Origin of the sequence: Amniculibacterium sp. G2-70 (genome assembly GCF_014353055.1) — a bacterium.
GTDB classification, from domain to species: domain Bacteria; phylum Bacteroidota; class Bacteroidia; order Flavobacteriales; family Weeksellaceae; genus Amniculibacterium; species Amniculibacterium aquaticum.
Genome location: NZ_CP060698.1, coordinates 1,633,642 through 1,646,130 on the forward strand (window position 1 = coordinate 1,633,642; position 12,489 = coordinate 1,646,130).

Here is a 12,489-nt window from a genome sequence, read left to right on the forward strand (position 1 = left end):
AAGTAAATAAAGAGTGGTGTATCCTGTATTTTTTTGTCCACCCAAATTTACCACGAAAAATTAGAAATAAAAGAAAAATCGTAATATCTTTGTGATAGATAATATATATCCAATGAACATTCAGCAATTAGAATATCTTATCGCGGTAGATAAGTACAAACATTTTGGTAAGGCAGCACAAGCGTGTTTTATTACCCAACCGACCCTTAGTGCAATGATTCAAAAGTTAGAAGACGAGTTGGATGTGAAAATATTCGACCGAACGACTCATCCTATCCGGACGACAGATGTTGGGGTGAAGATCTTGGATCAGGCCAGAAAAGTGATAGATGAAGTCAATGAACTGAGAAACACAGCCAGTCTTCTGAACAATGTTTTGGCAGGAAGACTTAATTTGGGGATCATCCCAACGGTATCTACTTTTATATTGCCCAAAGAAATTTTTGATTTTTTACAGTTGCATCCAAAGATTGAACTGAATGTGAAAGAAATGACCACGGAAAATATCATAAAGTCTCTAAAATCCGGTGAGTTGGATGCGGGGATTATTGCAACGCCTTATGATGCCGCCAATGAGTTTTACCAGGATTTTATTTTCAATGAAGAACTCATGGTCTATTCGGCAACGCAACAAAAGAAAAACGAAGATTCTTTTGTCATTCCGGAAGAAATAGACATCGATAAAGTTTGGTTATTGGAAGAAGGGAATTGTCTAAGAACTCAATTTGAAAATATTTGCAATTTGAAAGAGAATACCCTGAAACCCAAAAATCTCGATTTTATGGCATCCAATATTCATACATTGTTGCAAATGGTGGATCGTGTAGGTGGAATTTCAATTTTACCGGAGTTGGCTGTTAGTCAGCTTTCAGAAGAGAAAAGGTCAAAAGTCATGAGGTTCAGAAAGCCGTTTCCGTATCGTGAAATTAGCGTGATCTATTATAAACCCACCTATAAGCAAAAAATTATCGACGAATTGGTGAATGAGATAAAAAATACCATTAATCCAAAGCTGAACTATAACAGTTCGCCAGAAGATTTTGTGAACATTAAACCTCAAAAAAAATAAAAAGAGGCTTGTTTTCTTTGTTAATCAATTTATTGTCTGTAATTTTGCTCCATTAAAAAAGTAGAGGAAAAATTTGAACTGATTGCAACCTCCTAAAAAAATGCTAAAACAGACTTTCTATTTTAGTTTCTGCTGTAATCATTTCTTGTTTTTCTATTTGTTAAATTAAAAAATACAAGAAAAATTATGTCTTATTTATTCACATCAGAGTCCGTATCAGAAGGACATCCAGACAAAGTTGCCGACCAAATTTCCGATGCGCTTATCGATAATTTTTTGGCCTATGATCCCAGTTCTAAAGTAGCATGCGAAACTTTGGTAACTACCGGTCAGGTGGTTTTGGCAGGTGAGGTAAAGTCCGATGCGTACTTGGATGTACAGACCATTGCAAGAGAAGTCATCAACGGAATAGGATATACCAAAGGTGAATACATGTTCAACGGAGACTCTTGTGGGGTTATTTCGGCCATTCACGAACAGTCAACCGACATCAACCAAGGGGTGGATCGTGTGGTTTCTAATGATGATTTCGAAACCCGTGCCAACGCACAAGGTGCTGGTGACCAAGGAATGATGTTTGGTTATGCCACCAACGAAACCGAAAATTATATGCCTTTGGCTTTGGATCTTGCGCATTCCATCTTGAAGGAATTGTCCAATCTTAGAAGAACAGAGCAGATCTCTTACCTTAGACCCGATGCAAAATCTCAAGTAACCATCGAGTATTCTGATGATCACAAGCCGGTTAGGATTGATACCATTGTTGTTTCTACTCAACACGACGATTTTGATAACGAAGAAGAAATGTTGGCTAAAATTAAAAAAGACATCATCGAAATTCTAATTCCTAGAGTCAAAGAGACTCAGAAACCAGAGATTCAGGCTTTGTTCAACGATCAAATTCAATATCACATCAATCCAACAGGGAAATTTGTAATCGGTGGACCGCACGGAGATACAGGACTTACTGGTCGAAAAATTATTGTGGATACTTACGGTGGAAAAGGAGCTCACGGTGGTGGTGCTTTTTCGGGGAAAGATCCTTCAAAAGTAGATAGAAGTGCAGCTTATGCAACTCGACATATTGCGAAAAACCTAGTGGCTGCAGGTGTTGCAGATGAGGTTCTGGTACAAGTTTCTTATGCAATCGGTGTGGCAAAACCTTGTGGTTTGTACATCAACACTTACGGGACAGCGAAAGTAAATCTGAACGATGGTGAAATTGCAAACTTGGTGAACGAGATTTTTGATCTTAGACCTTATGCCATTGAAAAGAATTTGAAACTTAGAAACCCAATTTATCAAGAAACGGCTTCTTATGGACACATGGGAAGAACGCCTTATGTAGCAGACAAAACCTTCAATGCAGGTAAGCCAAATGAAAAAACTGTAAAAGATTTAGAATTCTTTACTTGGGAAAAATTGGATAAAGTAGATGCTATAAAAGCAAAATTCGGAATTTAAATTTTTAAATATTTTATAATTGAAAAGCAGCTTTACTCGTTAAGGCTGCTTTTTTATTCATCCAAATGAATGTTTTTCGTTTTTTTTGACTTTAAATTCTGAATAATGCTGATGATGTATTTTCTAATGTGCCCGTTAAGGAGGAGTTGTATGAATTTTTTCTCCAGCCAATGATGGGTAGGGAAAAGAAAAGAAAGTAATACGATTTTGGAAAGTAAGATGGGTATGGGTGCTCCATGAGTAATCTCGTGAAGCTGATGATCGACCAAAAGAATGATGAACTCAAAAAACATGATGAAGGAAATATAGCCCATGGATTTGATCCACCAATCCGGAATTTTGTAAAATGAAATTACCACCATGGCCATGGCCACCAAAATGATGAATAGGATGATGATGAGGTATTGGGTGAAATGTTTTCTTTCCAAAGCATCTTGACTTTTTTGATGCTCCAATTCCTTCTGAGCAAGTATGTTATTGAGTTCGATGTTTTGAATGTTTTCATTACTCAAAACCTTAATCCATTGACTTTTTGCAGAATTAAGTTTTTCGAGAATCTGAAAGGCTTTATCGCTTTGTTGGTGATCCAAATAATGTTGGGCAATTTGTTCGCCAAGCTCCACTTGGTTGGAGTAGATGTTGGTTTGTAAACAATACTGGAAAGCCTTTTCCAAATTTTTAATTTTTTCATTTTCCAGACCCATTCTCTTTTCAAATTCTGCTTTTCGTAAGTAATAGTTGTATTGAAAATGCGGATTAAGATTGTCTTCTTCTTTAGCTAAATTCCAATAAAAAATAGCCGAATCTTTTTCACGGTCATGCTCTGCAATTCCCGCTTTTATCCGGTGGTAGATGGTGGGCCTGTCGCTTTCAAGAGCTTTTAGATCTTCCGGATTTTCTTTGTACCATTGCTTTAATTTGCCAAATTCCAGTTGGTTGAAATAGTAAGTTCTTAATGAACTTTGTGCATTATACGACAGCTGTTTTAGATTGTGTTTTTTAGCATATCGAACGATTTTTTTTGTCATTGCTGCAATGGCTTCGTTGTTTAGGAATTGAGTCAGGATTAGCACTCTGTTTTCTTCTGCATAGTACCATTTTGTAGAGTCGATAGGTTGGGATTGTGAAATTTCAGTTTTTACTTTCATGTTGTACTCTAATGCCTTTTCATATTTTTTTTGAAAATAATAGTAATCGGAAAGTAGCCCTAGAGTCACTACTTTTAAGGAGTCATGTCCTAAATCATAGGCCAAATAATGGGCATCCAATAAATTTCGCAATTGCTCTTCCGGCAGGTTTTGTTTTTCTTCGATTTTGCTTAGGATAATGAGTTGTATGATCTTGTACTTCGGGTTTTCTTCGGAACTGTTAAGTGTTAGGTTTAGATAGTTTAGTGCTTTGTAGGGTTGGTTTTTATTAATTAGAAAGTTGCTATACGCATAATACACCTGTTTTTTCAAATTGGTTGAGTTGCTTTTTTCTGCGTTTTCTTTGGCTTGTGAATAAAGATCGTACCCTTTTTCGTCACTAATGTTTTCGGGATCTGAGTGTTCCAGAATTGAAATATAGCATTGTGTATTGGTTTTTGGATCATTAAGCACAATGGCTTTTTCTAACGCTTTGTTTAAAAGTGAATCGGCCGCTTGAGAATTTTGCAAAGTGTCTTTTTGTCGAACAGCTTCTTGTAAAATAACATCAATAGGCCCAGTACGGTTTGTGTGTGTTTTGTTGCAAGAATACAATTCTAGCAAAAGAAAAATATAAACCCAAGTGGTGAAAAGTTTTTTGAAATTTAACATTTGGGAACGCTTTATTTAATAAAGTGAATAAAATTACGAAATAAATTAAAAATAATTAACTTTGTAACACTAAAAACATCGAATCATGAAAAAATTATTATTGATAGCTGCACTTTCTCTAGGTGTAGGCTATGTGTTGGGAAATTACCAAACCTTATTGAAACTGGTTCAAGGAAAATATGAAACAGTCGATCTTCCGGATCAAACGAATGATGTGTTAGAATATCGAGAAGCCAGAAAGCTGTTTCAAAATTATCGTGTAGAAAGAGGTTTATCAGGGAATAACCAAACAGAAGGTTATTTTGACTTAACACAAAATCAAGCAAAAGAATTGTTTAACCTGATGGTTGCCAATAATTACGAAAAGGCCAGAGTATATTTTGGATACGACGGAAAAGGTATACATTGTTTATTGATCAATGGAATTGTAAGAGATGTCGAACAAAATGAAATGACCGGAAAAAGGAAATTGGATTTTATAACCATTGGCGGAGGCAATAAAGACTGTCCAAAACATTGTGACATTGAAGCTACCGTTGTTGGAGTTCAGGAAAATTAACTCAATTCAAAAACTGTAATTTCAGGCTCAATTCCCACTCTGCCGGGATAGCCAATCACACCAAAACCTCGATTGACATAGAGGTATTTGCCTTCGGATTCGTACAAGTCGGCCCATTTGGGATATTTGTATTGTACCGGAGACCATTTTATATTTTTTAGATCCAGGCCAAATTGCATACCGTGGGTGTGACCAGAAAGAGTAAGTTGTATGTTGGACGAATGTTTTTTTACCACTTGGTCGAAATGTGTGGGGTCGTGGCTCAATAATATCTTTGCCGACTCAGTAGGAAGTCCAACAGTAGCTTTGTTCAAATCTCCAAACTGAGGAAAGGGCTTTTCGCCCCAGTTTTCAACCCCAATTAGGTATAGTTTTTCTCCATTTTTTTCTATGGCAACAGCCTCATTTCTTAGCATTCTGAAGCCTGCCTGTTTTTCATAATCAATAAGTTGTAGGAGATTGGCATTTTTTTTCTCCATGCTTTCCCAAGCCACATAGTCGCCGTAATCGTGATTGCCCAAGATGGAAAATTTGCCATCTTTGGATTTTATTTTTGAAAAAAGAGGGATGAACGGACGGAATTCGTCGGCCAAATTATTGACCATGTCACCCGTGAAAACTACCAAATCAGCATCTTGATCGTTGATGAGCTGAATGGCTTTTTCTAATCTATCTGGATGAAGGAAACTTCCGCTATGGACATCGGAGATCTGCACAATTTTGTATCCTTTAAACGCTTTCGGAAGATGCCGAAGTTTTAATCTCACCGTTCTCACCTTATGTCTGTATTTACCAAAAATCACCCCATCCACCACCATCGCCGAGACCAATCCTCCTAAGGAAAGTCCAAGCAGGCTCAAGAATTTTCTACGGTCAGGAAAATGTTCTGCCGTATTGTTGAATTTTTGAAAAAAGTAACCTAAAGTACGGACGATGTCATCGCTTAAAAGAAAAATGGCAACAATAATCTTAGGCACGATAAAACCCAAGATTATTGTTGCAAGAAGTTGTATGGTTGAAGTTGCTCCTTGATCTGTTTTTTGAAAAGTAAGAATTTTGAAGAGGATGAAAACATAAATTAATAAGGTAATTATCCGATACAAATTTCTAGACCAAGTTGCATTAACCAGTGTTTTGAATGCCTGATAGACATAAAATTCCAGCAGAAAAAATAGACCAATAAAAATTAAGATGTTTTTCTGCATGACTAATCGTTATGATTTACAGAATTTGTTTTTTAAGTTTTTGATCATGTCGATGGACATTTCGCTCACGCCAAATTCGTAGGTCAATCCCCAATCCTTTTTTGCCACAGAATCGTCTATGGAAGCCGGCCAAGAGTCGGCAATGGCTTGTCTAAAATCCGGTTTGTAATCGATTTCGAATTCGGGAATGTGTTTTTTGATTTCTGTAGCCAACTCGTTTGGGGTAAAGCTCATTCCGCCTAAGTTGTAAGAGGTTCTTACCGTAAGGTTCTCGGAAGGCGCTTGCATCAATTGCAGTGTGGCATTGATGGCATCGTCCATGTACAACATGGGCATGGCGGTGTTTTCAGAGATAAAACTGGTATATTTTCCGTTTTCGACCGCTTCGTAATAGATTTCAACTGCGTAATCCGTTGTGCCTCCACCTGCAGGAGTTTTCCAAGAAATAAGTCCGGGATAACGGATGCTTCTTACATCGACACCGTGTTTTTCATTGTAATATTCGCACCATTTTTCACCTGCTAGTTTAGATATTCCGTAAACCGTTGACGGGTTCAGGACTACATCCTGACCTACATTTTCCTTAGGGATTCCTTTTCCGAAAACAGCAATGGAGCTTGGCCAAAAAATCTTATTCAGCTTTTGTTCTTTCGCCATTTCTAGGAAATTTAACAAAGGTTCAACATTGAGTTTCCATGCAAATTGTGGATTTTTTTCTGAAGTTCCTGAAAGCAAAGAAGCCAAATGGTACACCGTGGTTATTTGGTACTTGTTAACGATTTCTTTGGCCAATTCGGTATTGGAAACATCTAAGATTTCATAAAAACCAGCATTGGTGTGGTTTTTTTCCGGCTGAGCAATATCGCTAGCGATAACATTTTCTTTGCCGTAGATTTCTACCAATTTATTCGTCAGTTCAGAGCCGATTTGACCAAGAGCTCCGGTGATTAATATTTTTTCTGTACTGTTGGACATTGTTGTTGTTTATTTTAATTTGCAAATGTACTAAAAATATAAATTTTATGGGACTTGTAATACGGATCGAGAGAGATTCATTCCAACTTATTTCGCCGACCAATTTTTCAGTTTGTACAAGAATTTCCAACCCCAATCATCCAGTTTTTTTACAAGTTTTGCCAGTTGTACTGCAATGGCAATGTTTAGGACAAACATCAAGACCATTAAAATGTACCAAGGCATTTGATCTTTCAACCCAACCACTGCAAAATAAATTAATGACGAACTCAGACCTTGTGCAAAATAAAAGAAAATAGCGTTGGTCCCGATGTTGGTGATGAAGTTCGGCTTCTCAATTTTTAGTCGGTTATATAGCGTGAACAATACGGTTAGCGAAAAAATTGACCAGAAGATGTACAAGAGTTTTGGAGGGAATTTGGCCTTGTTCATCTTCATCAAAGCCTCGTAGCCAAGATCGGCATACAAATATATTAAGATCAGGAACCATAAACTGAACAATACAATAGACCAATTTATTGGAAGTTTTTTACCTTTCATTTGATGGGCTATTAAAAATAAACCGAGATAGAATGCAACATAACCCACCTGACCTGTAGGGTAGTATTGTGTGTTGAGGTTGATGAAAAGCGTATAACCTAAACAGATCCCGATGAACCACAAAATATGTCTAGGAAAGAATTTTAATATTAAAACCCCCAAAACCGTCAAGATATAGTACACTTTCAGATACCAAAAACTGCCCATCACCACAGGAAAAGTGTCGCACATGGTGTATTGGTGCAGGTACCAGTTGCCCAAGTTTTCCCATGCCGGCATGGTGGATATGCTTGTTGGAGTATATTTGGTCCCGAAGGTTGAGTAGAAACTTTTTAAGCTGTCCAAACCAAAAAAATACAAACCAAAAACTTTGAAAAAATAATCGGCAAAAAATAAAACAGTCACAAAAATCATGTAGGTGATCTGTAATTTTAATAACCGATAAAATGTCTTTTCTATATTTCCTCCAGAAGTCAATCCGCTGAGTGCATAAAATAAAGGGACATCAAAAAGTAAGGAGAGTACCCGGAATTCGGTTTTTATATAAAACTGTCCACTCCAAAAAGCCGTATGGATAAAGATGATGGAAAGCGTAGCTAAGCCTTTGGCATAGTCGATGTATAAATCTCTTTTCATATTTGGGAAATAGAGTTCAAAAATAGGAAATTAATTGAAAAATGAGGGTTTTCTTAAGAATGGCAAAATTAATTTTTAATACTTTATTTTTGCATCATGTTTAACATCGATCATCATTCTTTTCAAAAGATGGACAACTTGTCCATGCAGAAGCAGCCTTTCTTTTTCATCATCAATTTTTTGATGGATCGGGTGGAAGTTTTCACCGAAGATCAACTAAAAAGCTCTGGTGTTTTGGTAGAATTTAAAGGCATGTCGAATGTTGATACTCAATCCTATTCAACCCCAAAATTAGAATTTGAAGCCTTGATCGAAGATGTAGAAAGCTATAAAAAGGGATTTGAAATAGTACAGAATCATTTAAAATACGGGAATTCTTATTTGGCCAACTACACCAGAAAAACCGAAGTGAAAACCAATTTTTCTTTGGCTGACTTTTTTCATCAATCCAAGGCGAAATATAAAGTCCTATATCCCGAAAAATTTGTTTTTTTCTCCCCAGAAACCTTTGTGGAAATCAAGGGGAACCGAATTTTCACCCATCCCATGAAGGGCACCATCGATGCAAGTGTAGAAAATGCAGCTGAGGTCTTGAAGAACGATGTTAAAGAAAAAGCGGAGCATTACACCGTGGTCGATTTGCTTAGAAATGACCTGAGCATGGTGGCCGATGAAGTTGTAGTGGATGAGTTTCAAAGGATCGATCACTTGGTGACGGCACAAAAAAATCTTTTGACCATGAGCTCTGAAATTTCAGGAGTATTAAAGCCTGAATTTCAAAATAAAATAGGATCTGTACTGAAGAAATTGCTTCCGGCGGGCAGTATTTTGGGGGCACCAAAAACCAAAACTTTAGAAATTGTTTTAGAAGCTGAAGGGCATGAAAGAGGTTTCTATACCGGAGTTTGCGGTTGGTTTGATGGCGAAAACCTGGATTCTTGTGTCATGATTCGTTTTATTGAACAAGAAAATGAAAAATTTTATTTCAAAAGTGGTGGTGGCATCACACATTTGAGTAAATTAGAGGACGAATACCAAGAAGTTAAAAACAAAATCTATGTCCCGATTTATTGAAAGCATAAAAGTAGAGCACCAAAAGATGCATCTTTTGGAATTTCATCAGCATCGTGTGAACCAAACTTTTTCTCATTTCGGAAAAATGGGTTCCTTGGACTTGATGGCGATTTTTAAAAAATTGGATTTGGATGAAGACGGTTTTTTTAAATTTAGAATCGCCTATGATTTGGACAAAAATTACAACTGTTCGTTAATTCCTTATGCCTTGCCGGAAGTAGAAAGCTTTGCCTTGGTCGAAGCCAATCAGTTGGATTATGCCTTCAAATTCGAAGACAGAAAAGAGTTGGATCGTTTGAAAAATTCAGCAAAAACCGAAGAAATAATCTTGGTGAAAAACAATCACCTGACCGATACCTCGATCAGCAATCTGATTTTTTTAAAAGACAAAACCTGGTACTGTCCAGATACCCATCTCCTGAATGGAGTGATGCGTCAATCCTTATTGAAATCCAAAAAAATTAAAGAATGTCCGATTACCCTTCAAAATTTAAAGGATTTTTCCCATTTTAAAATCATCAATGCAATGAATAATCTGGATGACTCTTTTGTCTATCCCATTGAGAAAATAAAAAATCTCCCCGAAAGTTCTGCTTATTTAGAAGTCTGAATTTAGGACTTCAAATGTTCGAAATACGATTTTAAAACTTCAGAATTTTCAATTTCTTGGGTGCACACTTCCAAAATTTTTGGCTTGCTGTCCGGTTTGAAAAAATTGTCCAAAACCCTACCCAAAGTGGTGTCGTCATCTACTTTTACATAGCCGTATCCGAAATGCTTAGCAATGTGCTCGGCATTCAAACGGTGTTTGGTAGAGATGAATTCGTTCAAAGTATTTTCGTTGGTATTGCCCGGGCCGGGGATGATTTTGAAAATGTCGCCCTGTCCGTTGTTGCAAACTACAATTCGTGTAAACGGTGGTATGTACGGATTCCAAAGGCCGTTGATGTCATAAAAAAAACTGATGTCTCCAGTAACCAAGACCGTAGGATTTTTGTCTTTTATGGCAAATCCCATTGCGGTAGAAGTAGAGCCGTCTATTCCGCTGGTACCACGATTGCAATAGACTTGTTTGTCGTAATAGTCGAAGAGTTGTGCATATCGAATCGCCGACGAATTGGAGAAATGGATGTTGTAGTGCTCAGGAGTTTTCAGAGCCAATAAATAGTAGAAGTAAAAATCCGAGAAGCCTACTTTGTTCAAAAATGCATCGTGTTTTTTATCTCTTTTGTCTTTCAGTGTAGACCAAAGATTGTGATAAGCTTGTGGTTCGAGGTTTACGGAACCGATGAATTGAGCAAAAAAATCTTCGGCTTTGGTTTGGATTTTTTCGCTCAAGCAAAAATAAGTATCGGGTTGCCAATACGGATCAATGTGCCAATGCGATTTGGGCTTGGCTTGTCTTAGGAATTGCTTCACTTTTTTCGAAACCACATTTTGTCCCACCGTGATCAGCAAATCCGGTGCATAAGTTTTGTAATCCTCTTCGGTAAAGTTGAAGATGTAACGGTCGATATGCTGGAAAAATTTTTCGTGGTGAATGTTGGAGTTGGCCTCGCTGAGGACCACTGCCGTATGGTTTTTTGCCAGTTGTGCCAATTGCGCATTTAACTCTGACGAATGCGCCTGAGAACCGACCAAGATCAAAATTCTTTTGGTGGTGTTCCATTCAGCAATCAATCGGGACGGGATTTGGTACCGTTTTTTTTGTAGATTTTTTTCAAAGCTCGGAAAGCTCGGTATCTCGGCAACCAAATCGTACAAAGGCTCATGAAGTGGGATGTTGATGTGTACCGGTCCCGATTTTTCTATACACAATTCCACCGCTTTTTGAATGATTTCTCTGTTGATGAACTCGGCATCTTCAATTTCATCTTCAATCATTTGAAAATCGCCATAAGAATGCTGATGAAAAATATTTTTCTGACGGATGGTTTGTCCATCAAAAATATCAATAAAATCTGTTGGTCGATCTGCAGTCAGCACCAACAAAGGGATGTTGGCATAGAAAGCTTCGGTTATGGCAGGGTAGTAGTTGGCTACAGCCGAACCACTGGTACAGGTTATGGCAACCGGTTTTTTCTCGGACATCGCCATGCCCATGCCTACAAAAGCGGCACTTCTCTCGTCAACAACACTGTAACAATGGAAGCTGTCGGTTTCTGCAAAATGTATGGCAATGGGCGCATTTCTTGATCCTGGAGAAATGATGATGTTGTTAATGCCATATTCCTTCAGGATATGGGTGAGTAGTTGTATGCTTCTTTTGGAAGAGTACTTTTTCATAATGCTACGGTCTGAGAAGTCGGTAGTTTCCTACTTTTTGTTGTGTATAAAATTCCAAATTTAAAGAAAAAAAATAAGGATTTTCATCACGAGGTTAAAGTTCTCATCATTTTTTAACTTAAATGTTATTTCGTTTTGTCATTTTTGTAAAAAATAAACTATTGAAAACGGTATTGTTGCTCGGAGCCAATTCGGATGTGGCCAAACAAACGATGATGAAGTATCTGGATATGGGCTGTTTTGTGATGGCTGCTTCACGGGATTTGGTTGCTTTGGAAAATTTTATTCAACAAAACAATTTGGCTGTCGAAAGATTAAAAGTTTTGTATTTTGATGCAGAAGATTTTGATGGGCATCAAAAATATTATGAAACTTTACCCTACAAACCACACATTGTGGTGTATGCTGCCGGATTTTTGTCTCAGAACGAAGAAGCGCTGCGTCACTTTTCTGCAGCTCATCGCATGATGAAGGTCAATTACATTGGGGCGGTGTCCATCCTGAACATTATTGCCATGGACGGAGCCAATAAAAATTTAGAAAAAATCATAGGTCTCTCTTCGCTTTCCGGGGTTAGGGGTAGGAAATCCAATTTTGTGTACGGCAGTACCAAGTCGGCTTTTACACAGTATTTAGCAGGTCTTAGACAAGAGTTGTCGGCGAGGAAAGTTGTGGTCAATGTGATGATTTTGGGCTACATCGATTCTAAAATTAATCAAGGTTTGGATCTTAATAAAAACCTGATCATGCGGCCCGAATATGTTGCCCGTCATGTGGTGGGTGCCGGCTCTTCTTTTGTCCAAGTTCCGAATTGGAAATGGAAAATAATCTATTGGATTTTGAAGCTTCTACCTGAAAATTTGGTGTCCAAACTGCCATAAT

The 12,489-nt window shown here is 37.6% G+C and carries 11 protein-coding genes; 6 read left to right on the forward strand and 5 right to left on the reverse strand.

What is annotated here, in order from left to right; genetic code table 11:
* Positions 1–112 precede the first annotated feature (112 nt).
* Entirely contained in the window at positions 113–1,069 is a 957-nt protein-coding gene (locus H9Q20_RS07535) for a LysR substrate-binding domain-containing protein (RefSeq protein ID WP_124640680.1), read from the forward strand.
* 186 nt (positions 1,070–1,255) lie between these two features.
* A complete protein-coding gene (gene metK / locus H9Q20_RS07540) occupies positions 1,256–2,533 on the forward strand; it encodes a methionine adenosyltransferase (protein ID WP_187477412.1) in 1,278 nt (425 codons plus the stop codon).
* A 53-nt stretch (positions 2,534–2,586) separates the two neighbouring features.
* Here metK and H9Q20_RS07545 read toward each other — a convergent pair whose 3' ends face one another.
* Positions 2,587–4,332, reverse strand: coding sequence for a hypothetical protein (locus H9Q20_RS07545; RefSeq protein ID WP_187477413.1), 1,746 nt, complete (start codon positions 4,330–4,332; stop codon positions 2,587–2,589).
* Between the two features lie 85 nt (positions 4,333–4,417).
* On the opposite strand from H9Q20_RS07545, the gene H9Q20_RS07550 reads away from it, so the two are divergent.
* Positions 4,418–4,891 carry a hypothetical protein gene (locus tag H9Q20_RS07550; protein ID WP_124640683.1) on the forward strand — a complete coding sequence of 158 codons (474 nt, stop codon included), beginning with the start codon at positions 4,418–4,420 and terminating at the stop codon, positions 4,889–4,891.
* Here the strand turns inward: H9Q20_RS07550 and H9Q20_RS07555 are convergent.
* The 3 genes from H9Q20_RS07555 to H9Q20_RS07565 form a co-directional block, all read right to left on the reverse strand.
* On the reverse strand, positions 4,888–6,096 hold the full coding sequence (locus H9Q20_RS07555; protein ID WP_124640684.1) for a metallophosphoesterase: 1,209 nt from the start codon (positions 6,094–6,096) through the stop codon (positions 4,888–4,890). The two genes, H9Q20_RS07550 and H9Q20_RS07555, sit on opposite strands and share 4 nt — an antisense overlap.
* A 9-nt stretch (positions 6,097–6,105) precedes the next feature.
* Positions 6,106–7,071, reverse strand: coding sequence for an NAD-dependent epimerase/dehydratase family protein (locus tag H9Q20_RS07560; RefSeq protein ID WP_124640685.1), 966 nt, complete (start codon positions 7,069–7,071; stop codon positions 6,106–6,108).
* 87 nt (positions 7,072–7,158) lie between these two features.
* Positions 7,159–8,247: an acyltransferase family protein gene (locus H9Q20_RS07565; protein ID WP_124640686.1), complete on the reverse strand. Its 1,089-nt coding sequence runs from the start codon at positions 8,245–8,247 to the stop codon at positions 7,159–7,161.
* A 96-nt stretch (positions 8,248–8,343) separates the two neighbouring features.
* Here H9Q20_RS07565 and H9Q20_RS07570 point away from each other — a divergent pair, with 96 nt between their 5' ends.
* Complete coding sequence (locus H9Q20_RS07570; protein WP_124640687.1) at positions 8,344–9,321, forward strand: aminodeoxychorismate synthase component I; 978 nt, start codon at positions 8,344–8,346, stop codon at positions 9,319–9,321.
* Positions 9,305–9,931, forward strand: a complete 627-nt coding sequence (locus H9Q20_RS07575; RefSeq protein WP_124640688.1) for an aminotransferase class IV — start codon at positions 9,305–9,307, stop codon at positions 9,929–9,931. Before H9Q20_RS07570 ends, H9Q20_RS07575 begins: the two co-directional genes overlap by 17 nt.
* Before the next feature lie 2 nt (positions 9,932–9,933).
* On the opposite strand, the gene menD is transcribed toward H9Q20_RS07575, so the two are convergent.
* On the reverse strand, positions 9,934–11,607 hold the full coding sequence (menD, locus tag H9Q20_RS07580; RefSeq protein WP_187477414.1) for a 2-succinyl-5-enolpyruvyl-6-hydroxy-3-cyclohexene-1-carboxylic-acid synthase: 1,674 nt from the start codon (positions 11,605–11,607) through the stop codon (positions 9,934–9,936).
* 161 nt (positions 11,608–11,768) lie between these two features.
* Between menD and H9Q20_RS07585 the strand changes: the two genes are divergently transcribed.
* A complete protein-coding gene (locus H9Q20_RS07585; protein ID WP_262385475.1) occupies positions 11,769–12,488 on the forward strand; it encodes an SDR family NAD(P)-dependent oxidoreductase in 720 nt (239 codons plus the stop codon).
* The last annotated feature ends 1 nt before the right edge of the window (position 12,489 follow it).

Coding starts and splice junctions, on each gene's coding strand:
- H9Q20_RS07555 (WP_124640684.1), bottom strand. CDS start 6,096: ATGCAGAAAAACATCTTAATTTTTATTGGTCTATTTTTTCTGCTGGAA.
- metK (WP_187477412.1), top strand. CDS start 1,256: ATGTCTTATTTATTCACATCAGAGTCCGTATCAGAAGGACATCCAGAC.
- menD (WP_187477414.1), bottom strand. CDS start 11,607: ATGAAAAAGTACTCTTCCAAAAGAAGCATACAACTACTCACCCATATC.
- H9Q20_RS07535 (WP_124640680.1), top strand. CDS start 113: ATGAACATTCAGCAATTAGAATATCTTATCGCGGTAGATAAGTACAAA.
- H9Q20_RS07545 (WP_187477413.1), bottom strand. CDS start 4,332: ATGTTAAATTTCAAAAAACTTTTCACCACTTGGGTTTATATTTTTCTT.
- H9Q20_RS07570 (WP_124640687.1), top strand. CDS start 8,344: ATGTTTAACATCGATCATCATTCTTTTCAAAAGATGGACAACTTGTCC.
- H9Q20_RS07565 (WP_124640686.1), bottom strand. CDS start 8,247: ATGAAAAGAGATTTATACATCGACTATGCCAAAGGCTTAGCTACGCTT.
- H9Q20_RS07550 (WP_124640683.1), top strand. CDS start 4,418: ATGAAAAAATTATTATTGATAGCTGCACTTTCTCTAGGTGTAGGCTAT.
- H9Q20_RS07575 (WP_124640688.1), top strand. CDS start 9,305: ATGTCCCGATTTATTGAAAGCATAAAAGTAGAGCACCAAAAGATGCAT.
- H9Q20_RS07560 (WP_124640685.1), bottom strand. CDS start 7,071: ATGTCCAACAGTACAGAAAAAATATTAATCACCGGAGCTCTTGGTCAA.